Genomic DNA, 21,938 nt, shown 5'->3' with positions numbered 1-21,938 from the left:
GGTGGCCGTTTACCTTCCAGTGCGTTCGCGGTGTTTGCAGCCCGGCCAGCAGCAGGGCCGGCGTTTGCCCTCCTCCAACTCCTCCTTGGTGCGTCGGATACGGCGCGCCCGGGTGGCCTCCTGCTTGGCATCCTCGACCCAACAGATGAACTCGTTTCGGGCCAACGGCGTGATGTCGTTCCAGGCGGCGAGCGCCGCGGCGTTGGCGATCAATGCCTCGCGCAGGTCGGCGGGCAGCTTGTGCACCACCCCGCCGGGTACTCGCCGGCCGCTCATCGACTCACCAAATGCGCGCTGTCATCGTGCAATTCGTCGCGACGCAACGTCATCGGCGTCGCCGCGGGGATATCGCCGCCGGCGACCACGGCGCGGGTGATGGGGGAAAGGGCCTGGAACAGCCTCTCGACCTCGTCGTCGCTGAGCGCGTCGAGCGCCGACAAGGAAAGCGCGTCGGTCATCGACTCGATGTGATCCTTCAGTTCGCGCCCCGCCGCGGTCAGGGACCCGCCGGCGTCGAGCAACCCCCGCTCGGCGAGGCGCTGCTCGTGATGACGCCACGCAGACTCGTCATAATCGCGGGCGCGCGCGATGTAGTCGCGAGCGATGTTGCCCGCCGCGGCATGCAAGACGTTGGATTCGCGGCCGGAAATCCCGGCGGCGGCCAGCACCGCCACGTGCGCGTCACCGCGATGCTCGCGCAACAGCGTCGTGGCGTGCCACAGTGCGGCCAGGGGATCGGCGGGCCAGGGCAGCGCCAGGTTCGCGGCGAACAGCGGACGAGCGTCGAGCGGCGCGTGGCGTGCCGCCTTCCCGGCGAGTTCGGCTGCCACGCTGACGTTTTCGTCCGGACCGAGGCCATAGCGGCGCAGCGCCGCCACCGCGGACGCCTGCCGCGCCTGCAACGCAGCTTGCGGGCTCGCGATCTCCCACGCCGCCGGCAGCGCCTTGGCAACCCGTTCGGGTGCGAAATTGTAGAAGACCGCGGTCACGACCTCCGGTGGCGCCATGCCCAGCGGCGCCGAGCGGGCCGCGAAGTAGCCCATCCAGAAACCGCGGTAACCCAACGCGTCCAATGCCGCCCGGGCCTCGGGTGCGAAATATGTCACCGCATGCACGGGCTCGTAGCGATCGAAGAAGCGTCGAGCCAGCACCGGTTGTCGTCGCATGCTCGCAGTTAACCATTGGTTGCGGGCAGGAACCAAGCACGCCGCCCAAGCGCTCCGGCCTAGGCTCGAGAGGTGACCATCCCCTACGACCAGTCACTCCATGAGCGGATCCGGAACAACCTGGCAAATCATGACCGTCGAATCGTCGCCGATTCGACCAAGCGGCACGCCGCCGTCGCGGTGGTGCTCGTCGATTCCGACATCGGGGAGGATCGGGTCGATCCGGTGTCGGTGGACGAGTGGAATGCTGATCGTCCGCTGCCGGGGGCCGGCCTCGACGGGCGCATGGTCGACGTGTCGGGCGGTGCGGCGTTCCTGCTGTGCCGCAGGGCATCTCGTCTCACCTCACACGCCGCGCAGTGGGCACTTCCCGGCGGCCGCCTCGACCCCGGCGAGACCGCGGTCGATGCCGCGCTGCGGGAACTGTGCGAGGAGGTCGGCGTCGAATTGCCCGAGGCGAGCGTGCTGGGACTCCTCGACGACTACCCGACTCGGTCCGGATATGTCATTACCCCGGTGGTGATCTGGGGTGGCGGCCGCCTGGATCCGCACCCCTCGCCCGCCGAGGTCGTCGCGGTGTACCGGGTGGGCCTGCACCAACTGCAACGTGATGATTCGCCACGATTCATCGCCATCCCGGAGAGCCCGCGACCGGTTGTGCAGATCCCGTTGGGGGGTGACCTGATCCACGCCCCCACCGGGGCGGTTCTCCTGCAGCTGCGGTGGCTCGGCTTGGAAGGCCGCCACGACCCGGTCGCCGGCCTGGAACAACCGGTCTTTGCGTGGAAGTAGCTATCGCGCAGCCTGTTCGACGGCGGCGGCGCTCGGTCAAGCTTGGCCCGGCGCACCGAACAGCGACCGCGCCAATTCGACCAGCGACGTGCCCGAGACGTCCCAGGCGCCCGGGGGTTCCGGGCCTGGATCCTGGCCCGGTCCGTACTCCTGTGGGCGGGCGACGAAACCGGTGGCCAGGCCGCTATCGCGGGCCGCCTCGAGGTCGGCGGTGTGTGCAGCAACCAGCATCACTTCGCCGGGTTCCATGCCCAGCAAATGCGCGGGGGTTCGGTACGCGCGCGGGTCGGGCTTGTAGGCCTTGCTGACATCGGAACCGAGCACCACATCCCACGGCAGGCCCGCGTACTTGGCCATGTCGACCAGCAGTCCGGTGTTGCCGTTGGACAGCGGCCCGACAATGACGTGTCGCTTCATGGCGCCGATGCCTTCGACGCTATCCGGCCACGGCGGCAGCCAGCGCCACGACCGGGCGAGCGCCTCCACCTCGTCGCCGGGCAGTGCGTCGGCTCTGACGCCGAACTTCTCGAGGGATGCGACGAGGTTTTCTCGGTGCAGAACGTCCAGCGGCACGAATTCCCGGCGGCCCGAGTGGATTTCGGACATGGAGGGCAGGTACCGGCTTCGCCATTCCAGCGCGAACGCGCCTGGGTCGAGGCTGAGGTGTTGGCGCTGCGCGAAGTGCCGCACTGACGCGGCGATCCCGGATCGCCAGTCGACGACTGTTCCGAAGGTATCGAACAGAACGGCACGCACTGCCCGGCCGGTCGAGGGCGAGCGGTAATCGGTCATTCCTCAGGCTAGCGTCGCGTTCGGCGGCGGCGACACGGCCGGCCGAGGCACACGGCGTACGGTATCGTTAGCTGTGCGAACGAACTGTCAGCGTCCTGGTTCATGACTGATGGGAGGCCGTTGTGGCCCGAAGCGCCGGGGATACCTGGGATATCGTGACAAGTGTCGGCTTCACCGCCTTGGCGGTGTGTGCGGCGCGGGCCCTCGACGCCGGGCTGCGGCCGCCGTTGGCGAACGACGACTACGCCGCCGGCTTCGTCACCGCCGCCGGCGAGCCGAATTTGATTGCGGCCGTTGACAACGCCGATATGAGTAGTGCCGCGGCCTTCAACGCGCAGTGGGTGGGGGTGCGGACGCGGTTCTTCGATGAGTTTTTCGCCCACGCAGCCCGATCGGGGACGCGCCAGGCGGTCATCTTGGCGGCCGGATTGGACTCCCGGGCGTACCGACTGCAATGGCCCTCGGGTCATACGGTTTACGAAGTTGATCAGCCTCGAGTGCTCGACTTCAAGCAACAGGTCCTCGACCGTCAGGGCGCCGTGCCGTCGACGGGGCGCGTCACCGTCGCCACCGATTTACGCGACGACTGGGCGGGCGCGCTGATTGCGGCCGGCTTCGACCCCGGCCAACCGACGGCGTGGGCGCTCGAGGGACTGCTGCCATATTTGCCAGGGGCGGCGCAGGATGCGCTGTTCGACAAGCTGCACCAGTTATCCGCTGCCGGTAGCCGCCTGGCCGCCGAACTCGGTCCCGCCCCCGGCGAAGTACAGGAATTCGCGAACAATGTCCCGACCATCAGCCAGGACACCGGTCACCCGCCGGTGGCCGAACTGTGGTATGACGATGCGCGCACCGACACCAAAGAGTTTCTGGCCCAGCGGTATTGGCGTGTCACCGGCGTCGACTTGGTCGAAAAGGCGGCCACCGACTACGGACGGCCGTTTCACGAGCTGCCGGCGGTCTTCGATCGGTTGATGCGCACCAAGTTCTTCACCGCGGTCCGCGAACGCTGAACCTTGCCCGAGACCGCCGACAAACTCACCCGCCAGTCGCCGACAAGCGCCGTTCGATGACGGCCAGGGCGCGCTCGGCCCATCGAATGTTCTCCTCCTCGAACGAGATTCCGCGGATCAGCGTCAGGAAGGGGCCGACCCGGTCGACACAGGCCAGGTATTCCTCTTCGCTGCGGCCGTCGAGCAGTCGCGCCCGCAACCGTTCGTAGCGCTGCGATTTGGCGGTTGCCCATCGCAGTCGCTCGTGGATGAGGTCGCGCACGGCCGGCATGTCTCCGGCGTCGGCGGCCTGAACCTTGATCAGCAACTCGTCGCGGATCACCGAGGGCTTCGGCGCCTTCGCGGTGAATTGCCGGATCGCCTCACGGCCGGCCGACGTCAGCGAGAACATCCGCTTGGTGGGCCGGCGTTCTTGGTGCACGACCCGCGCCCGGATGAGGCCCTGCTCGGCGAGTCGATCCAGTTCGCGATACAGCTGCTGCGGGGTGGCCGGCCAGAAGTTTGCGACCGAGGCGTCGAAGCCCTTGGCCAGGTCGTATCCGGACGACTCGCCCTCGAGGAGGGCGGCCAACACCGCGTCGCGCAGCGACATCGGCCGAGCATACAACGGCGCGATTAGGCAACAAAGTGATCAACCGCACCCTGGACATCATGTGGCGGGGGGCTTAGCGTCAACCCCAACCTACTCAACAAGTTGACTATGTGAGGTCGCTGATGCACCCGTTCCGCCAGGCGGTCGAAGAGCGCGATGAAACGGCCATCCAGGCGATGCTGGCCGAATCGGTGGTGTTCACCAGCCCGGTAGCGTTCAAGCCTTACGTCGGCAAGCCGATGACCGCGGCCATCCTGCGCGGGGTGCTGCGCGTCTTCGAGAACTTCCGCTACATCCGGGAGATCCATGACGCAGGCGGCCGCGACCACGCGCTGGTTTTCGAGACCGGGATCGTCGGGGCGCCGGGGGTGACGGTGACCGGGTGCGACTTCCTGCATTTCAACGACGACGGACTCATCGACGACTTCATGGTGATGGTGCGGCCGCTGTCGGGCGCGACCGCACTGTCAGAGGCGATGGGTGCCCAGTTCGATCGCATCCGCCAGGAGGCGCTCGAATTGGCCAATCAATCCGGCACCGCGTAGAAGTAGTGACCATGCGGATTGGATTGAGCATCAACTATGCCGGCGGCTTCAAGGACGTGGCCGCCGAAGTGGCCGACCTGGAGAGCGCCGGGCTGGACATTGTGTTTGTGCCCGAAGCGTATTCGTTCGACGCGGTGAGCGCGCTCGGCTACCTGGCGGCCAGCACGAAACGGGTCGAGCTGGCGTCGGGCATCCTGCAGCTTTATACCCGAACGCCCACTCTGACCGCGATGACCGCGGCCGGGCTGGACTACGTCTCCGACGGCCGGTTCACCCTCGGCCTGGGCGCTTCCGGTCCGCAGGTCATCGAGGGCTTCCACGGTGTGCCCTACGACGCCCCGATCGGCCGGACGCGCGAAGTCATCGACATCTGCCGCCAGGTGTGGCGGCGCGAGACCGTGCAGCACCAGGGCAAGCACTATACGATTCCGCTGCCCCCAGAGCGGGGCACCGGGCTGGGAAAGCCCCTCAAGCTCATCAATCAGCCTGTCCGAGAACGCATCCCGATTCTGGTGGCCGCGCTGGGGCCGAAGAACGTCGAATTGGCGGCCGAGATCGCCGAGGGTTGGCAACCGATCTTCTACCTGCCCGAAAAGGCGCAGGATGTCTGGGGAACGTCGCTGGCGGCCGGCCGGGCCAAGCGGGACCCCGCCTTGGGCGAGCTCGACATCTATGCCGGACCCGTCCTGGCCGTCGGCGAAAACGTCGAGCCGCTAAGGGAATTCGTCAAACCGCATCTGGCCCTCTACATCGGCGGGATGGGCGCCAAGGGTAAGAACTTCTACCACACCCTTGCGACCAAGTACGGGTACGGGTCGCAAGCCGACCGGATCCAAGAGCTCTACCTGGCCGGTGACAAAGACGGCGCCGCCAAGGTCGTGCCGGACGACCTGGTGCGCGACGTCAACCTGATCGGAACCCGCGAGTTCGTCAGGGAACGTCTGGCGGCCTTCCGTGAGGCGGGGGTGACCACGCTGAACGTGGCGCCCATCGCGTCGACGACGGCTGAGCGGATCAAGCTGATCGAGACGTTGCGCCAGCTGATGTGAGTGCCGGCCGCCGCCGGTTATCGATCGGTGGCGCAGAGGCCGGGGCAGTTCGCGGATTGATGGGGTTTGAAACCAGCAGATTTGGTGTACTGATACCACTACTCGTACCCAGGAAGGCCAATGATGAAGTACATTGCGGCAGCCACGATCGCGATCTCCGTCTTGCTGTCCAGCGCGTGTTCGGCCTCACAGGTCATCAACACCGGTGGCGACACAAAGTGCAAAGACTTCACCACGCAGGACGAAAAGAAGCAGAACGACGAAGTCAGCAAGATGCTCAAAGACAAGAGCGGTGCCGATCCGACCAATGTGGAGATTTCCGCAACCCGGCTCTCCGTGACGACGTATTGCCAGACGCTCGGGAAGCCGGACACCAAGATCTCTGAGGCCCCGCACGGCTGACGCCCGGCGGCGCTCGCTAGCCCAAAAGCAACTCCGCGGGCACATCGTCGCACAGCACGGCCCGGGCCAGCAGTTCACCGAGCAGCGGACCGAATTTCATCAGGTTGCTGCCGACGAACGCGAGCACACGGCCACGCTGCGCCACGGTCCAGCCGTCGCCGCCCGAATCAAGCCACGGTGCACGAACACTGACGCAGTCCACCTGATCCACCGGCGAAAGCGACGGAAACAGCGCGCGCACCGTCGCGGGGTCCGCCACGTCCTGACCGAACGCCCACCGGCCCGTACTGCCGAGCGGTAATCCGTAGCCTTCGGGCGCGGACAGGCACGCCGCACCGACCGCGTCCGCACCGCGATAGGTGAACCGGGTGTGCGGGACGAAGTCGACGCCGAGCGGGCCGAACAGATCTGGCGTGTGTGCCCCGGCGCAGATCAGCACCCGCTCACCGCGCAGCACGGTGCCGTTGGCGAGGGTCGTCGCGCCGTCGTCGGCCACCGACAGCACCTCGTCGCGCCGGATGGAGACGCGTTGCGCCAATGCGCTCAACGCGCGGCGGATGCGCAGGCTGCCGCCGAGCGGATCGAAAACGCCTGTCTCCCAAGGCCCGACCGCGAAGGGAATCCGTGCCGCGATGTCGGCCGGGTCAAGCCAGGAGAACCGCGCGCCGGCGGATGTCATGGCCGCCGCAACGTCGTCGCACGCCCCGGCGGCGACGAAGCCCTCCGGGCCCAGCAGCCGTCCCGCGCCGAACTCGGACTCCCAACGCTGCCAGCCCGCCCGGGCCGCCAGCGCCAACCGGCATAGGTCGGGTCGTCGGTGCGCGATCCGGAATATCCGCGCCAGCCCGGCGGATTGCTCGCCGAAGGGCTGGCCGCGCTCCAGCACGATCACGTCGTGCCCGCGCCGCGAGAGTTCGTAGGCCGCCGCGAGTCCGCATATCCCCGCGCCGATGACGATGATCATGCTCTTCACCCCCCGGGTGTTGTCAGAAGAAGAACCCGGCGTGGGGCGCCTCGGGCACGGCGAACAGTCGATCGGCCACCACAAGCGCCGCCGGATCGTCGGTACGGACCAGGCCGGCCACGGCGAGCTCGCGCCACGTGGTCCCGCCCAGCAGAACGGCGGCCAGCCCGTCGACCTCGACTTCGAGGTCGGGTCGCCGGTCGGTGACCGCCGCGCCGTCGCCCGCAATGGCGAAACTAGCCGAATTCGTCGGTAGCAGAGGGTCATTGACCGCGATGGTCACCGCGCCGTCACCGACATAGCCGCGGGCGGCCAGCGCTGCCTCGGCGTCGATGATGCGCAGCCAGGTTTCGTCGTGCACCGCGGTGACCCGCACGGCGCGCCGGTCGGTGATCAGCCAGGGCAGCGGGTCGTCGAGTGGCAGCATCCAAAACACCACGCGGTCAACAAGATCCAGTCCGAGCAGAAAGCGCAGCAGTCCCAGGTAGGCCTCGGTGGTGGGCGCGAAGAAATCCTCCACCACGATGGTTCGCTGGTCGCTGACGAACCACTGCTCGGTGTCGATCGGGCGGTATCGGGCGAAACCGGATTCGGATCCCGCCTCGCCGTGCACCGCGACATACGCGGGCCCCGAGGCGGATTCGGTGCGCAGCCGGACGCCCTGCCACCACACCTGGGGACGGTCGATGGTTCCCGGGCGGCGCGGACGGTTCTCGGCATAGATGCGCGACAGCACATCCCACGCCTGCGCGATGTCGAGCAGTCGCACCGGGCCGCCGGTCCCGACCTCGCGCCGCAGCTCCGCACGTGCCGTGCGGACCTCGACGGATTGTGACGAGCTCGCGACGCCATAGCCGTACCGCCCGTAGATCGTCGCCTCCGAGGCGCGCAAGGTCGTCACCACCTCACCGCGTGCCGCGAAGTCGCGCAACTGGTGTCGTATCAGCTCGGTGGCGATGCCTTGCCGGGTGAACCACGGCAATACGCCGATGTGGGTGACGGCGGCATGCCCCACGATCGCCGGGCCGGGCAGCGTCAACCGGCTCGTCACGGCGTCGGCGGTGCCGACAAGTTGCCCGTCGGCGAATGCCCCGACGGTCCGGCCCCGCTCGAGCAGCGTCGTGATCTGACCGGGCGCCAGGCCCGAGAGGGGCGGAAACCCGACCATGGCGGTGCGAAACACGTTCGCGGCGGCGGTGAGGGCGTCTTCACTGTCGAGAACCCGGATCTCGGTGGCCATGACGCCATCATGTCGCGTTCCGCCTGCGGCATGGAGCGCGGGCTGCGCGGCAGCGCCGCCGTCACCGGATAGGCAGGCCGGTCAGCGCCCGGGAGACCACCAGGCGCTGGATCTCGCTGGTGCCCTCGAAGATGGTGAAGATCTTCGCGTCACGGTGCATCCGCTCGACGGGGTAGTCGCGGGTGTACCCGTTGCCGCCCAGGATCTGGATCGCCTCATCGGTGACGTAGACCGCGGTCTCGCTGGCCACCAGTTTGGCCATCGACCCCTCCGCGGAGTCGAATGACTGGTCGTTGCGGGCCATCCATCCGGCACGCCACACCAGCAGGCGAGCAGCGTCGATGCGGCACTTCATGTCCGCCAGCTTGAACGCCACCGCCTGGAACTCGCCGATCTTGCGACCGAATTGCTCACGCTGGCAGGCATATTCGAGCGCGTACTCGTAGGCGGCCCGGGCCACGCCGACGGCCATCGCGCCGACGGTGGGCCGGGTGCGTTCGAAGGTCTTCATCGCGGCCTGCCCGCGCGTGGAGGAGCCGGATTTGACGCGGGCGATGCGCGCCTCGAACTTCTCCCGACCCCCGAGGATGTGGTCCTCGGGCAGCCGGACATTGTCGAGCACCACCTCGGCGGTGTGGGAGGCGCGGATCCCGTGCTTCTTGAATTTCTGGCCCTGCGCCAGGCCCTTGACGCCAGCCGGGATGACGAACGTCGCCTGGCCGCGGGTGCCGAGTTCGGGGTAGACCGAGGCCACCACGATGTGCACGTTGGCGATGCCGCCGTTGGTCGCCCAGGTCTTGGTGCCGTTGAGGACCCACTCGGAGGTCGCCTCGTCGTAGCGCGCCCGCGTGCGGATGGCGCCGACGTCGGAGCCCGCGTCGGGCTCGGACGAGCAGAACGCACCCAGCTTGGGCTCATCAGCGGTGCCGAACATCTCGGGCAGCCAGCGGCCCAGCTGTTCGGGGGTGCCGTTGCCCGCGAGCGCTGCCGCGGCCAGCCCGGTGCCCATGATGGACAGGGCGATACCGGCGTCGCCCCAGAACAATTCCTCGAAAACCGTCAGCATGCCCAGGCCCGTCGGCTCGGCGGCCTGCTGGGCGAACAGGTCAGGGGAGTACAACCCCACCTTCGCGGCCTCCTGGATCACCGGCCACGGTGTCTCCTCGCGTTCGTCCCATTCCGCGGCGGCCGGGCGGACGACGTCGGCGGCGAACTGGTGCACCCAATCGCGGACTTCGATCACGTCGTCGGACAGTTGTAGTGAAAACGTCACAGGTCTGCTCCTGAATCATTGGTGTTCAACGGGTTCCGGGGATTTGCGTACTGCGCGAGGACGCTGACCGTCTGGTTGACCCACGCCTCGAAATACCGTTCTTCGTCGGTGTTGCCGGGCAGGCGGCCGGTCAGCGCTTGCAGCGTCGCGGCGTAGGACAGCGAGCCGATCGCAACGGCCGCCGCGGCTTCGGGGTCGGGAATGCTGGTGCGGCCGGAGCGATTGGACGCGGCCAATTCGTCGGCGAAGCGCTGGTAGGCGTTGTCGGTGATGACCTGCCACGTCTTCTCGTCGAGATCGCCGAGTTCGTCGGGCTCGCGCAGCATGACCTTGAGGAGATCCTCGCTGTGTTTGAGGTTGCTCCAGATCAGCTGGCCGGCGGTGCGCACCGCTTGCTCGACGCTGCCCGGCTGCCCCGCGTCGTACTGCTTCCGCGCGGCCACGATGCTGTCGATCCGGTGCGCAACCGCGGCTTCGAGCAACTCGCGTTTGGAGCCGAAGTGCTTGTAGAGGGCGCCCGAGCCGGGTGCCAGGCCCGATTCGCGCTGGATGTCGGCCACCGACGTGGTGGCGTACCCCTTGGCGGCGAAGAGCCGCAACGCCGCGGAAAGCAGTCGGTCACGTCCCCGACTAGGCCCAGTGAGCACGGTGAGAGAGTACTCACTCACCGCGTCCGTAGCAAAACGGCACCCGGTCCTTGGCCGGTGATGCGGCGGAGGCGGACGCGGTTAGCGGTAAATTCTTGTGAAACGCCACCAGGCTTGAACGCGCCGAACCGCTACTGCCGTGAGGGTTGTACTCGGGTTGGTCGACAAGGCCCCGTGGTCGGTCGTGCCTCACCGCCGACCAGCCAACCACCGAAGGAGCCTGACATCCGCGTCTTCCCGCATGTACAGCTGCCGATGCGGGTGCTGTCGTTGCGCACCATCGTCATCGTCGCCGCCCTGTCGGTGATGACCCTCGTCGTGCTGCTGGGCACCTGGGTATGGGTGGGCGTCACGAACGACCAGTACAGCCAGCTCGACCGCCGGCTCGATTCGGTGTCCAGCCTGGGCGACATCAGCAGCCTGCTCAACACCGCGCCGCCCGCCAGCCCCGACCGGCACATGCCGGACGGCAACCTGGTGCGCACCGCGCGCATCGGCGGTGTGACCGTGTCGGCGCCCAGCAGCATCGTGTTGCCCCAACTCCCCGACGGCTACGCCAACACCACCATCAACGGGGTGCAGTACCGCGTTCGTACCTTCAGCGCGGGCCCTGCCTCGATAGCCCTGGCCGCCCCGTTGGCCGAGGCCCAGCATCGGATCAACGAATTGCATCTGCGGGTGCTGTTGATCTGTGCCAGCGTGATCGGCGGCACGGTCGTGGTGGGCTGGGTGATCTCGTTGATCATGGTCAATCCGTTCCTGCTGCTGGCGCAGCAGGCCCGCGCGATCAATGCCCAGTCCAGCCCCGACGAAGTCCAGGTTCGCGGAGTGCGCGAGGCCGTCGAGATCGCCGAGGCGGTCGAGGGAATGCTGGACCGCATCGGCAAGGAGCAGCAGCGCACCAGGGCCGCGCTCGAGTCGGCCCGCGACTTCGCCGCGGTCGCCTCGCACGAGCTGCGCACACCGCTGACGGCCATGCGCACCAACCTCGAGGTGTTGTCCACCCTGGACCTGCCTCCCGAGCAGCGTCACGAGGTCATCGGCGACGTCATCCGCACTCAGAGCCGCATCGAAGGGACGCTGACCGCGCTGGAGCGGCTGGCCCAGGGCGAACTGACCACGGTCGACGATTTCGTCCCGTTCGACATCACCGAGCTACTGGACCGTGCCGCGCACGACGCGCTGCGCATCTACCCCGACACCGAGGTGTCACTGGTGCCCTCGCCGACGGTGCTGATGATCGGGCTGCCCACCGGGTTGCGGCTGGTGATCGACAACGCGATCGCCAACGCGGTCAAGCACGGCAATGCCGGCAAGATCCAGCTGACCGTCAACAGTTCCGGTGAGGGCGTGGAGATCGCGATCGACGACGACGGCACCGGGGTTCCGGAGTCCGAGCGTGCCACGGTGTTCGAGCGCTTCGCCCGCGGATCGACAGCGTCGCGCTCGGGGTCGGGGTTAGGTCTGGCGCTGGTCGCCCAGCAAGCCGAATTGCACGGCGGCACAGCGGCACTGCAGACCAGCCCGCTTGGTGGAACGCGTCTTCTGCTGAGGCTGGCCGGCGATGGGCGCGGCCCCGCCTAGCGGCGGCCCGCGTCGTGGTCGAAATGCTCTGTGTGGCAACCGGATTCCATGTCGGCTTTGCCGCATGAACCGACAGACGCTGACGGACCTGTGCCTGCGGCGACGTACCGGTTCGCCCGATCGCGAGTCCCGGGCGAGGAGAGCTGCCGCCGGAGGGCATGTGGGTCAGCGCGCGGACCACGCCGGCGAAGCGGGACGCTGACGCGGTGCTGGGCCACCCCGGTGTCGACGTGCCGGATCCACCGGCCGCCAAAGCCTGTTACGACGCGCGGATGCCGCTCCTCGGATTCGAGCCGTTCGTTGCGACCGCAGACGAGTTTGCGTACCGGCCGGGCTGGAGCAAGCCGGGTACATACCGGTTCATGTCGCCGGAATCGGTGCCACCGTCATCCACCCGACTTGCCATTCGCCGCAATATCCCCGGTGGCTATTACGCCGCTATTTGGTATGGCCCATTCGACTCGACTCGACTCGAAGCGGAATGCGATCACGACCGCGTTTGACAAAAGCGCTCAGGACGCGACCGCCACGAGTTAAGCCGGTGCTTTTGTGACTATCGGGTCTTGAGTGGCGACTGAGGTTTATCGACGACTCCTTATGGGAATCGTCAGTTTCGCGCTTGGGACCAGCAGAATTTGTCGAAATCAGGGGCCTTTGATCCGGCCGATAGGCAGTGAATACAAGATCACCAAAACCGCACTACACTAAGGCCCCAAGCACGTCGCTTTGGCGTTGAGCGTTCGGAGGGAAAATCATGGTTGGTATGTCGGTGCAGTCAGAAGCGGTTCTGGCATCGTCAAGCGCCGAGACGGCGATCAGCGCCGAGACCGAGGCGGCCGCCTCGGCGGCGTCGCCGGTCCTGCTGGGAGTGCTGCCGATGGGTGGTGACCCGGACTCGGCGATGTTCGCGGCGGCGCTGAACGCGTGCGGCGCGGGCTACCTGGGCGTAGTGTCCGAGCACGCCGCCCAGCGCGGCCTGTTCGCCGGCACCCAGAGCCTCGCCTCGGGCACGTACGTGGTTACCGAGCTCATGCGCAGCCTGACGCTGGCCATTGGCGCTTAGCCGCTAGCGACGTCTAAAGGGGGAAGTGCGCATGGCCGATCCGGGGTGGGCTGCGCGTACGCCTGAGGAAAACGATCTGCTACTCAAGGCGGGCGCCGGCGTCGTCACCCATTTGGCGAACCAGGCCGCCTGGACGGCATTGGCGGCTACCCATCACGGCTCCAGCATCGCCTCGACGATCAACACCGTCGCGACGTCGGCGAGCTGGACGGGCGGTGGATCGTTGGCCTCGGCGGCCAACGCCACCGCGCTGAACGCGTCGCTGCACGGGCTGGCCGGCTGGGTCGACGTCAAGCCGGCGGTGGTGTCGACCGCGGTCTCGGCGTATCAGATGGCATACGGTTCGATGCGCCCCGCTCCCGAATGCCTCGAGAACCGCACCGAGACCGCCACCGACTACGGCATCAACCCGCTGGTGCTCGGCGCCTTGACCCCACGCATCACGTCGCTGGAGCTCGAGTACTTCGGGTCGATGTGGCCGAACAACTCCGCGGTCGGGGCCAGTTACGGAACGATCCTCACGGCCTTGTCCCAAAGCCTGACCATTCCGCCGCCGATCGCCACCATGGGCGCCTCACCGGCGGCGCCGGCGCAGGCGGCGGCGGCGGTTGGCGAGTCCGCCGCGCAAATGGGCGCCGGCGACGGTATGCGCGCCGCCATGCAGGGCGCCCAGACGGGGACTCAGGGCGCGGGCCAGGCGACCTCGGGTGCCCAGGACTTCATGGGTCAGGCCGGCACCTTCATGCAGCCCGTGCAGCAGATGATGGGCGCGGCGCCCCAGATGATGCAGGCTCCTATGCAGGCGATGCAGGCTCCGATGCAGATGATGCAGCCGCTGATGGGCATGTTCGCCAATCCCGGCGCCATGGGTATGGGCGGGGCGACGCCCGCAGTCTCGGCGGTGTCGGCCACCGGACTTTCCGCGGCGGAAGCCGGCGGCGCGTCCATGGGTAGCGCGGGCGTCCCCGCGACCAGTTTCACCCGGCCGGTCAGCGCCTTCGAACCCGCCACCAGCGGCCGGCCGGTGGGGCTGCGTCCGGCGGGGGCATTGGGCGCCGAGGCCATGCGGCCGCAGACCACGACGATGGGTGGTGCCCCGATGGGCGGTATGCCCGTGGGGCACGGCGCGGGAGGCGACCGCGGATCCCGTGACAAAGCCGAACAGCCCGCCACCGTGCGGGTTGTGGACGCCAGAGTCTGAAGCCCACCCCCTGGTGAAAGGTGAATCGACAGGTCCAAATAGCCGCCATACACTTCGCTTCATGCCCTTACGGGGGGCGGCCAACGCAGAAGGAGAATTCCGTGACAATCAAGGTGACCCCGCAAATGCTTCGCGATACTTCGAACGCGATTCAGGCGAACATGGAACATGCGATCGGGATCGGTCAGGGGTACGTCGCAAATCAGGAAAATGTGATGAACCCGGCCACCTGGTCTGGTGATGCGGTCGCCGCGTCGCACGCGACGGCCATCGAGGTCCAAAATGACTTGAACAAAGTCTTGACCGGCGGCACGCGTCTGGCTGAGGGCCTCACGAAGGCGGCGGCACTGATGGAAGGCCACGAGGCGGATTCCTCGCACGCCTTTACCGCGCTTTTCGGCGGCCACGGCTCCTGACCTAATCCACTCATTCGTCAATTCATAAAGGTCTTTGAAAGGAAATTCGTAATGTCCGACCCGATCACTTACAACCCGGGTGCCGTAGCCGACTTCGCCACCGATGTCGCTTCCCGCGCCGGCCAGCTGCAGTCCATTTTCGACGACACCTCGAACCGGACGCACGCCCTGCAAGAATTCTTCGCCGGCCACGGCGCATCGGGCTTCTTCGAGGCGCAGGCGCAGATGCTGTCCGGGCTGCAGGGCCTCATCGACACCATCCGTCAGCACGGGCAGACGACCTCGCACGTGCTCGACAGCGCGCTCAGCACCGACCAGCACATCGCCGGCCTGTTCTGAGCCCGCTCGACCACCGGGACAAGCGGAGGTGGGGTAGCTGCGCCGAGGCGTATGTGCCCCACCTTCGGTCTCTTCTCCGCCGATCGAGGGGGTCGCTGATTAGGGGAGCGACGTGCTGACAACGACGGTCGATGGCTTGTGGGTGTTGCAGGCGATCACCGGAGTGGAGCAAACCTGCCCTGAGCTGGGGCTGCGGCCCATGCTGCCGCGGCTCGACACCCCGGAGCGCGCGCTGGGCCACCCCGCGGCCGCCGAGTTGGTGGCCGCCGGTGCGCTCGATGAGGCGGGCAACGTCGACCCGATGATCCGCGAATGGCTCACCGTCCTGTTGCGGCGAGACCTGGGGCTGGTCGTGATGATCGGTGTGCCGGGCCGCGAGCCGACGCGTGCGTCGATCAACCGTTTCGCCACCTGGTGGGTGGTCCTGGAGCGGCATGGTGACCTGGTGCGTTTGTACCCCGCCGGCACGGCGAACAACGAATCCTCGGCCAGCGAGCTCGTGGTCGGTCAGATCGAGCGGCTGTGCGGCGTGTCCGAGGCGGCACCGCTGCGGCCCGTGACCCTGGATACCGAGCAACTGCTGAATTCGGTGCGCGACACCGCCAGCCTGCGAGCGTTCCTGCTCGAACAGCGCCTCGACGCCGACCAGCTGCAGGTGGTTCTGACGGCCGCCGATCGCGCGCGGTCCGCACACGCGAACATCGTCGCGCTGCAGGCCGGTGTCGGACCGGACGAATTGGCGCGCGTGGCCGTCGGCGATTCGACGGTGTCCATCGTCGACACCCCCGGGGGCCGGGTCTGCATCGAAAGCGTCACCTCGGGGCAGCGTCGCTATCAGATTCTCTCGCCCGGCTCGCGTAGCGACATCGGCGGAGCCGTGCAACGGCTCATCCGCCGGCTGCCCGCGGGCGACGAGTGGCACTCATATCGGCGGGTGGTGTGAGCGCGCTCCGGTTATCGGATGCCGAAGTAACTTAGTCAACCAAAGTCTTGTAATAACAACGCCTGTCGCACTTGAAAGGTTTCTGAACAGGTAAACGCGGTATCGCGAACCGTGTTAGCATCTCGTCGTGACGAGCCCTTGGAATGACCCGAATATGTCGGACGAAGGAGCGCTCAGACGGGGGGATCCGTCAAGGGGCAGCAACTTCCCGGATTCGGTATCCGACACGATGCGAATTACCGATCTGGCCGCGCCACGAAAGATTCCACCGGGGTCGGGCTGGCGGAAATTCATTTACGCCATCTCATTTCGAAAAATAAATCCGGGCGAATCTCCCCGCGAACGGCACTACCGTGATTTACAAAACCGTATCCGACGGCATATCCGACGGCAGTATGTGATCACCGTGGTCTCCGGCAAGGGCGGCGTCGGGGTCACGACGCTCGTCGCCTGCCTCGGCGGCGTGTTCCGGGAATGCCGCCCGCAGAACGTGATTGCGATCGACGCCGTGCCCGGTTTCGGCACGCTGGCCGACCGCATCGACGACTCCCCGCCGGGCGACTACACCGCGATCATCAACGACACCGATGTCCAGGGCTACGCCGATATCCGAGAACATCTGGGGCAGAACGCAGTTGGTCTCGATGTGCTGGCCGGGAACCGCACCTCGGACCAGCCCAGGCCGTTGGTGCCGGCGATGTTTTCCGGGGTGCTGTCGCGGCTGCGGCGCACCCACACGGTCATGGTCGTCGACACCTCTCCCGATCTCGAACACGAAGTGATGAAACCGGTATTGGAGAACACCGATACCCTCGTGTTCGTTTCGGGGATCACCGCGGATCGCTCACGCCCGGTGCTGAGGGCGGTGGATTACCTGCGGTCGCAGGGCTACCACGAGTTGGTCTCGCGCAGCACCGTGATCGTGAACCACACCGACCAGATCACCGACAAGGATGCGCTGGCTTACCTGACCGAGCGGTTCACCAAGGTCGGGGCGACCGTCGAAGCGCTGCCGTTTGATCCGCACCTCGCCAAAGGCGGCATCATCGATACGGTTCACGAGTTGAAGAAAAAGACGCGATTGCGCCTCTTTGAAATCACCGCGGGGCTGGCCGACAAATACATTCCCGATGCCGAGCGGGCGGTGCCGTGACCTCGCCGCATAAGGTCGCTTTTCCGGCGCGTTGTGCGGTCAACATTTCTTACGAGAAGCATCTGTGTTCCCAAGTTTTCCCCGCCGGAATTCCGATGGAGGGATTCTTCGAGGGAATGGTCGAGCTGTTCGATGCGGACCTGAAGCGCAAAGGTTTTGACGGTATTTCGTTGCCGCCGGGCAGCTACGAACTCCACAAGATCAATGGGGTGCGGCTCGATATCAATAAGAGCCTCGACGAGCTGGGCGTCCAGGACGGCGACACCCTGGTCCTGGTGCCCAGGGTCGACGGGGAGTCGTTCGAACCGCAGTACGAGTCGCTGTCGACGGGGCTGGCCGCCATGGGCAAGTGGCTGGGCCGCGACGGAGGCGATCGGATGTTCGCGCCGGTGACGCCGCTGACAGCCGCGCACACGGCGGTCGCGGTCATCGCGATGGCGGTCTCGGTCGTGGTGGCGCTGACGCTGCGGGCACGGACATTCACCGACGGCCCGCTCCCGGCCGCGGTGGCGGGCGCGGTCGGTGTCCTCCTGGTCATCGCGACGCTGGTGGTGCGAAGCGGATGGCGACGGCGGCGGGATCTGTTCAGCGGGTTCGCCTGGCTTGCGGTGGTCTCGCTGGCCACCGCCGGCGCCTGCGCGCCGCCCGGTGTGCTCGGCGCAGCGCACGGGCTGATCGGCGCCGTGGTGGTAATCCTGGGCGCCGTCGCGATCGGGGTGACGGCGCGCAACCGGTGGCAGACCGCGGTGGTCACCGCCGTGGTGACGGTGTGCGGCGTCCTGGCCGTCGTTGCCGCCGTCCGGATGTTCCGGCCGGCCTCGGCGCAGGTGCTGGCGGTATGCGTGCTGGTCGGATTGCTTGTCCTGGTCCGGATGACCCCGCTGATCGCGTTGTGGGTGGCACGCGTCAGGCCGCCGCATTTCGGGTCGATCACCGGACGGGACTTGTTCGCGCGGCGCGAGGGGATGCCGGTCGACACCGTGTCTCCGGTCAGCGAGGACGAATCCGAGGACGAAGACAACGAATTGACCGACATCACCGCGCGCGGCGCCGCGATCGCCGCCTCGGCGCGATTGGTCAACGCGGTCCAGGTGGGTCTGTGCGTCGGGGTGTCGATAGTGCTGCCGGCCGCGGTGTGGGGCGTGTTGACGCCGGGACGCCAGTGGGCGTGGCTGGCGCTGGTGGTCGCCGGGCTGGTGGTGGGGATCTTCATCACCCAGGGCCGCGGATTCGCCGCCAAATACCAGGCCGTCGCGCTGGTGTGCGGCGCGTCGGCCGCGGTGTGCGCCGGAGTCGTCAAATACGCCGTCGCCGGGCCGAAAGACGCGATGACGGGACTGCTGTGGCCGGTGGTCGCCGTGGCGACATTCGCCGCATTGGGTTTGGCCGCAGCGCTTTTGGTGCCGACGATGCGGTTCAGACCGTTCATCCGGTTGACCGTGGAATGGGTGGAAGTGCTCGCATTCATCGTCCTGCTGCCGGCGGCGGCGGCCCTGGGAGGGCTCTTCACGTGGATTCGCCACTGAGAACCGCTGCGGCGCTGACGGCCGCCCTGACCCTGGTCGCACTATCCGCCAATATCCCCGCAGCACAAGCGATCACACCGCCATCGGTGGATCCGGGGATGGTGCCACCGGACGGCCCGCCGCGGCCCGATCAGCCGATGCGCCGCGCCAACAGCTGCTCGTCGCCGATCACCGTGCGAAACCCCGACGTGGCGCAGATGGCTCCGGGGTTCAACCTGCTCAACATCGCCAAGGCGTGGCAATACAGCACCGGCAACGGTGTGCCCGTCGCGGTCATCGACACCGGGGTGACGCCGAACCCGCGGCTACCGGCGGTGCCCGGCGGCGACTACATCATGGGTGAGGACGGCCTGACGGACTGCGACGCCCACGGAACCATCGTCAGCTCGATCATCGGCGCTGCGCCCCAAGGGATTTTGCCGATGCCGCGGCCCATGCCGGCCACACCTGCGTTCCCGCCGCCGGCCGGGCCGCCACCGGTCGCCGGGGCGCCTCCGCCACCGGTCGAGGTTCCGCCCCCGATGGCGCCGCCGGAGGGGGGTGGCGCCACCGCCGCATCGAATGGGCCACCCGATCCGCAGACCGAGGAAGAACCCGCGGTGCCGCCGCTTCCCCCGGGAGCGCCCGACGGGGTCGTCGGTGTGGCCCCGCACGCGACCATCATCTCGATCCGGCAGTCCTCCCGGGCCTTCGAACCGGTCAACCCGCCGCCGGGGGACCCCAACTCCGACGAGAAGGTCAAGGCCGGCACGCTGAATTCGGTTGCGCGCGCGGTGGTTCACGCCGCGAACATGGGCGCGAAGGTGATCAACATTTCGGTCACCGCCTGCCTGCCCGCGGCGGCCCCTGCCGATCAGCGGGCGCTGGGTGCGGCGCTGTGGTACGCGGCCACCGCGAAGGACGCGGTGGTCGTGGCGGCCGCCGGCAACGATGGGGAAGCCGGCTGCAACAACAACCCGATGTATGACCCACTGGATCCGTCGGATCCACGGGACTGGCATCAGGTCAAGGTCGTTTCGGCGCCGTCGTGGTTTTCCGATTACGTCCTGTCGGTGGGTGCCGTCGATGCCAGCGGCGCCGCGCTGGACAAGAGCATGTCGGGCCCCTGGGTCGGGGTTGCCGCGCCGGGGACCCACATCATGGGACTTTCGCCCCAGGGCGGCGGACCGGTCAACGCCTACCCACCGTCGAGGCCGGGCGAGAAGAACATGCCGTTCTGGGGAACCAGCTTCTCGGCGGCATACGTCAGCGGCGTCGCGGCATTGGTGCGCGCGAAATACCCCGATCTCAGTGCGCACCAAGTGATCAACCGGATCATCCAGTCGGCCCACAATCCGCCCGCAGGAGTCGACAACAAGGTCGGCTACGGACTGGTGGACCCGGTCGCCGCGTTGACCTTCAACATCCCGCCGGGTGACCGGATGTCTCCGGGCGCACAAAGCCGGGTCATCACCCCGGCAGCGCCGCCCCCACCGCCGGATCACCGGGCGCGCAACATCGCCATCGGCTTCCTGGGAATCGTGGCCGCCGGTGTGCTGTTGCTCGCGATCGCCGCGCGCTTGCGGAGGGCCCGATGAGGCCCAACCTCACCGGGTTCAGCCGCGGCAGCAATCGCCGGGTGGTCGGGGTGTGGGTGGTGTTCGTGCTCGCGCTCGCGAGCTGGCTGCTGGCCGGCTACATCGGTGCCGCGGTCGCCGTGGTGGTGGGCGTGGCGCTGGTGTTCGTGCGCTGGTGGGGCCAGCCGGCGTGGTCGTGGGCGGTGCTGTGGCGACGCGGCCGGCGTCCGATCGACTGGGCGACTCCGATCACCGTGGCCAACAACCGATCCGGTGGCGGCGTGCGCGTGCAAGACGGGGTCGCCGTGGTCGCGGTGCAACTGCTGGGCCGAGCGCATCAAGCCACCATGGTCACCGGCTCGGTGACTGTCGAGACCGCCAACGTGCTCGACGTCGTCGAATTAGTGCCGATGCTCCGCCAGGCGCTCGGTCTGCAACTCGACTCGATCAGCGTCGTCAGCATCGGTTCTCGGCACGGAACCGTCGGGGACTACCCGCGCGTCTACGACTCCGAGATCGGCACCCCGCCGTACGCCGGCCGCCGCGAGACGTGGCTGATCATGCGGTTGGCGGTGATCGACAACGCCCACACCCTGGTTTGGCGCACGACTGTTGGCGCAGCGGCGATTTCGGTGGCCCAGCGCATCGCGGGCCTACTGCGCTGCGAAGGCCTGCGGGCCAAGGTGGCCACCGCCACCGATTTGGTCGAACTCGATCGCCGGCTCGGCTGGGACGCTGTGTCGGGACCCGCGCAGCGATGGAAAGCCATCCGCGGGGAAGCGGGCTGGCAGACCACCTATGCGTATCCGCCGGAGGCGATCACGTCGCGCAACCTGTCTCAGGCGTGGACGCTGCGCGCCGACGAGGTCATCCAAAACGTGACGGTGTATCCGGACGCGCAGTGCACCGCGACGATCACCGTGCGCACACCGACGCCCGCGCTCACGCCGCCCAGCGTGATCTTGCGCCGGCTCAACGGCGAGCAGGCCGCGGCGGCGTCGGCCAACATGTGTGGCCCCCGACCACACCTGCGCGGCATGCGGCGCAGCCCGTTGCCCGCGGAGTTGGTCACCGAGATCGGTCCCTCGGGTGTGCTGATCGGCAAACTCAGCAACGGCGATCGGCTGCTGGTGCCGGTCACCGACGCGGGGGAACTGTCGCGCGTCTTCGTCGCCGCCGACGACCCCATCGCCAAGCGGATCGTGATCCGCACCGCCGGGGCCGGGGAACGAGTCTGCGTGCACACCCGAGACATGTCGCGCTGGGTCAGCGTGCGAATGCCCGAGATCAGCGTCGTCAACGGCTCGCGCCCGGCGCCGCGCACTACCGTCAGCGTCGTGGAATACGCCGCGCGCCGAGGCAGGGACAGCAATGGGGCACCCGACGGCGGGGTCCCCGATATTCGGGACGCGGCGATTTCGCCCACGCCGCGGCCGGCGACCGTGATCACCATCGCACCCGCGGGCGCCCGGCTCTCCGAGGGACAGCGCCACGGCTTCGAGGTAATCATCGAGCAAGTTGGCCCAGCGGTGGTCAATGTCAGTGCGGCGGGGAAGAATTGGCTCGCCGAGATGGACATGTTCCGCGCCGAGAACCGCTACGTCAGCCTGGATCCGGTCAGCATGTCGGTCGGCACGTAGAAGTTCGGTAACGCGGGTTTGAGGCACAGTTCGATGAGCGCA

Annotated in this window: 24 protein-coding genes; 16 read left to right on the top strand and 8 right to left on the bottom strand. The window is 67.5% G+C overall.

From position 1 onward, the window contains the following. Positions 1-9: 9 nt before the first annotated feature. Together A5775_RS20020 and A5775_RS20015 are read right to left on the bottom strand one after the other, a co-directional pair. Positions 10-276, bottom strand: a complete 267-nt coding sequence (locus A5775_RS20020) for a YdeI/OmpD-associated family protein (protein ID WP_067256207.1) — start codon at positions 274-276, stop codon at positions 10-12. After that, the gene (locus A5775_RS20015; RefSeq protein ID WP_067256205.1) at positions 273-1,166 is read right to left on the bottom strand and encodes a hypothetical protein; all 894 of its coding nucleotides are present in this window, start codon (positions 1,164-1,166) and stop codon (positions 273-275) included. Before A5775_RS20015 ends, A5775_RS20020 begins: the two co-directional genes overlap by 4 nt. Before the next feature lie 72 nt (positions 1,167-1,238). On the opposite strand from A5775_RS20015, the gene A5775_RS20010 reads away from it, so the two are divergent. Further along, positions 1,239-1,958: a CoA pyrophosphatase gene (locus A5775_RS20010; RefSeq protein ID WP_067256203.1), complete on the top strand. Its 720-nt coding sequence runs from the start codon at positions 1,239-1,241 to the stop codon at positions 1,956-1,958. Positions 1,959-1,994: 36 nt separating this feature from the next. Here the strand turns inward: A5775_RS20010 and A5775_RS20005 are convergent, their stop codons facing one another. Further along, positions 1,995-2,750: a haloacid dehalogenase type II gene (locus A5775_RS20005; protein WP_067256201.1), complete on the bottom strand. Its 756-nt coding sequence runs from the start codon at positions 2,748-2,750 to the stop codon at positions 1,995-1,997. 122 nt (positions 2,751-2,872) lie between these two features. On the opposite strand from A5775_RS20005, the gene A5775_RS20000 reads away from it, so the two are divergent. After that, positions 2,873-3,763, top strand: coding sequence for an SAM-dependent methyltransferase (locus A5775_RS20000; RefSeq protein ID WP_067256199.1), 891 nt, complete (start codon positions 2,873-2,875; stop codon positions 3,761-3,763). 25 nt (positions 3,764-3,788) lie between these two features. Here A5775_RS20000 and A5775_RS19995 read toward each other — a convergent pair whose 3' ends face one another. Further along, a complete protein-coding gene (locus A5775_RS19995) occupies positions 3,789-4,355 on the bottom strand; it encodes a PadR family transcriptional regulator (protein ID WP_067256197.1) in 567 nt (188 codons plus the stop codon). 122 nt (positions 4,356-4,477) lie between these two features. On the opposite strand from A5775_RS19995, the gene A5775_RS19990 reads away from it, so the two are divergent. The 3 genes from A5775_RS19990 (at position 4,478) to A5775_RS19980 (ending at position 6,351) form a co-directional block, all read left to right on the top strand. Then, the gene (locus A5775_RS19990; protein WP_067256195.1) at positions 4,478-4,900 is read left to right on the top strand and encodes a nuclear transport factor 2 family protein; all 423 of its coding nucleotides are present in this window, start codon (positions 4,478-4,480) and stop codon (positions 4,898-4,900) included. A gap of 11 nt (positions 4,901-4,911) precedes the next feature. Then, positions 4,912-5,949, top strand: coding sequence for an LLM class F420-dependent oxidoreductase (locus A5775_RS19985; protein ID WP_067256358.1), 1,038 nt, complete (start codon positions 4,912-4,914; stop codon positions 5,947-5,949). Between the two features lie 120 nt (positions 5,950-6,069). Further along, positions 6,070-6,351, top strand: a complete 282-nt coding sequence (locus tag A5775_RS19980) for a hypothetical protein (protein ID WP_067102654.1) — start codon at positions 6,070-6,072, stop codon at positions 6,349-6,351. Between the two features lie 16 nt (positions 6,352-6,367). Here the strand turns inward: A5775_RS19980 and A5775_RS19975 are convergent, their stop codons facing one another. From A5775_RS19975 to A5775_RS19960, 4 genes are all read right to left on the bottom strand, one after another. Next, the gene (locus tag A5775_RS19975; protein ID WP_067256355.1) at positions 6,368-7,315 is read right to left on the bottom strand and encodes an FAD-binding oxidoreductase; all 948 of its coding nucleotides are present in this window, start codon (positions 7,313-7,315) and stop codon (positions 6,368-6,370) included. Between the two features lie 22 nt (positions 7,316-7,337). Beyond that, complete coding sequence (locus tag A5775_RS19970) at positions 7,338-8,555, bottom strand: GNAT family N-acetyltransferase (protein WP_067256193.1); 1,218 nt, start codon at positions 8,553-8,555, stop codon at positions 7,338-7,340. Positions 8,556-8,616: 61 nt separating this feature from the next. Then, positions 8,617-9,828 (bottom strand): acyl-CoA dehydrogenase family protein, encoded by a 1,212-nt coding sequence (locus A5775_RS19965; protein WP_067256191.1) that lies wholly within the window; start codon positions 9,826-9,828, stop codon positions 8,617-8,619. Next, on the bottom strand, positions 9,825-10,475 hold the full coding sequence (locus tag A5775_RS19960) for a TetR/AcrR family transcriptional regulator (protein WP_067256189.1): 651 nt from the start codon (positions 10,473-10,475) through the stop codon (positions 9,825-9,827). The genes A5775_RS19965 and A5775_RS19960 overlap by 4 nt, the downstream gene beginning before the upstream one ends. A gap of 255 nt (positions 10,476-10,730) precedes the next feature. On the opposite strand from A5775_RS19960, the gene A5775_RS19955 reads away from it, so the two are divergent. From A5775_RS19955 to eccE, 11 genes are all read left to right on the top strand, one after another. Further along, positions 10,731-12,059: a HAMP domain-containing sensor histidine kinase gene (locus A5775_RS19955; protein ID WP_067256354.1), complete on the top strand. Its 1,329-nt coding sequence runs from the start codon at positions 10,731-10,733 to the stop codon at positions 12,057-12,059. A 206-nt stretch (positions 12,060-12,265) separates the two neighbouring features. Next, positions 12,266-12,562, top strand: a complete 297-nt coding sequence (locus A5775_RS19950) for a hypothetical protein (RefSeq protein ID WP_082953094.1) — start codon at positions 12,266-12,268, stop codon at positions 12,560-12,562. Between the two features lie 260 nt (positions 12,563-12,822). After that, positions 12,823-13,122, top strand: coding sequence for a PE domain-containing protein (locus A5775_RS19945; protein WP_369827895.1), 300 nt, complete (start codon positions 12,823-12,825; stop codon positions 13,120-13,122). A gap of 31 nt (positions 13,123-13,153) precedes the next feature. Then, positions 13,154-14,323, top strand: a complete 1,170-nt coding sequence (locus tag A5775_RS19940; protein ID WP_067256352.1) for a PPE family protein — start codon at positions 13,154-13,156, stop codon at positions 14,321-14,323. 101 nt (positions 14,324-14,424) lie between these two features. After that, the gene (locus A5775_RS19935) at positions 14,425-14,739 is read left to right on the top strand and encodes a WXG100 family type VII secretion target (RefSeq protein ID WP_008262887.1); all 315 of its coding nucleotides are present in this window, start codon (positions 14,425-14,427) and stop codon (positions 14,737-14,739) included. Between the two features lie 51 nt (positions 14,740-14,790). Next, entirely contained in the window at positions 14,791-15,078 is a 288-nt protein-coding gene (locus A5775_RS19930; RefSeq protein ID WP_008262888.1) for a WXG100 family type VII secretion target, read from the top strand. Positions 15,079-15,190: 112 nt separating this feature from the next. After that, positions 15,191-16,021: an ESX secretion-associated protein EspG gene (locus A5775_RS19925; RefSeq protein ID WP_067256183.1), complete on the top strand. Its 831-nt coding sequence runs from the start codon at positions 15,191-15,193 to the stop codon at positions 16,019-16,021. Between the two features lie 127 nt (positions 16,022-16,148). Beyond that, a complete protein-coding gene (locus tag A5775_RS19920; protein WP_156660781.1) occupies positions 16,149-17,174 on the top strand; it encodes a MinD/ParA family protein in 1,026 nt (341 codons plus the stop codon). Then, complete coding sequence (eccD, locus tag A5775_RS19915) at positions 17,171-18,700, top strand: type VII secretion integral membrane protein EccD (protein WP_082953092.1); 1,530 nt, start codon at positions 17,171-17,173, stop codon at positions 18,698-18,700. Before A5775_RS19920 ends, eccD begins: the two co-directional genes overlap by 4 nt. Further along, positions 18,685-20,277 carry a type VII secretion-associated serine protease mycosin gene (gene mycP, locus A5775_RS19910; RefSeq protein ID WP_067256179.1) on the top strand — a complete coding sequence of 531 codons (1,593 nt, stop codon included), beginning with the start codon at positions 18,685-18,687 and terminating at the stop codon, positions 20,275-20,277. Before eccD ends, mycP begins: the two co-directional genes overlap by 16 nt. Continuing rightward, positions 20,274-21,896: a type VII secretion protein EccE gene (gene eccE / locus A5775_RS19905; RefSeq protein ID WP_067256177.1), complete on the top strand. Its 1,623-nt coding sequence runs from the start codon at positions 20,274-20,276 to the stop codon at positions 21,894-21,896. The genes mycP and eccE overlap by 4 nt, the downstream gene beginning before the upstream one ends. The last annotated feature ends 42 nt before the right edge of the window (positions 21,897-21,938 follow it).

The organism is Mycobacterium sp. 852002-10029_SCH5224772 (assembly GCF_001667315.1).
Classification (GTDB): domain Bacteria; phylum Actinomycetota; class Actinomycetes; order Mycobacteriales; family Mycobacteriaceae; genus Mycobacterium.
This window is presented reverse-complemented; position numbering and strand designations above follow the sequence as displayed.

Coding starts and splice junctions, on each gene's coding strand:
- A5775_RS19955 (WP_067256354.1), top strand. CDS start 10,731: ATGCGGGTGCTGTCGTTGCGCACCATCGTCATCGTCGCCGCCCTGTCG.
- A5775_RS19980 (WP_067102654.1), top strand. CDS start 6,070: ATGATGAAGTACATTGCGGCAGCCACGATCGCGATCTCCGTCTTGCTG.
- A5775_RS20015 (WP_067256205.1), bottom strand. CDS start 1,166: ATGCGACGACAACCGGTGCTGGCTCGACGCTTCTTCGATCGCTACGAG.
- A5775_RS19945 (WP_369827895.1), top strand. CDS start 12,823: ATGTCGGTGCAGTCAGAAGCGGTTCTGGCATCGTCAAGCGCCGAGACG.
- A5775_RS19975 (WP_067256355.1), bottom strand. CDS start 7,315: ATGATCATCGTCATCGGCGCGGGGATATGCGGACTCGCGGCGGCCTAC.
- A5775_RS20005 (WP_067256201.1), bottom strand. CDS start 2,750: ATGACCGATTACCGCTCGCCCTCGACCGGCCGGGCAGTGCGTGCCGTT.
- A5775_RS19970 (WP_067256193.1), bottom strand. CDS start 8,555: ATGGCCACCGAGATCCGGGTTCTCGACAGTGAAGACGCCCTCACCGCC.
- A5775_RS19990 (WP_067256195.1), top strand. CDS start 4,478: ATGCACCCGTTCCGCCAGGCGGTCGAAGAGCGCGATGAAACGGCCATC.
- A5775_RS20020 (WP_067256207.1), bottom strand. CDS start 276: ATGAGCGGCCGGCGAGTACCCGGCGGGGTGGTGCACAAGCTGCCCGCC.
- A5775_RS19940 (WP_067256352.1), top strand. CDS start 13,154: ATGGCCGATCCGGGGTGGGCTGCGCGTACGCCTGAGGAAAACGATCTG.
- A5775_RS19930 (WP_008262888.1), top strand. CDS start 14,791: ATGTCCGACCCGATCACTTACAACCCGGGTGCCGTAGCCGACTTCGCC.
- A5775_RS19985 (WP_067256358.1), top strand. CDS start 4,912: ATGCGGATTGGATTGAGCATCAACTATGCCGGCGGCTTCAAGGACGTG.
- eccE (WP_067256177.1), top strand. CDS start 20,274: ATGAGGCCCAACCTCACCGGGTTCAGCCGCGGCAGCAATCGCCGGGTG.
- A5775_RS19995 (WP_067256197.1), bottom strand. CDS start 4,355: ATGTCGCTGCGCGACGCGGTGTTGGCCGCCCTCCTCGAGGGCGAGTCG.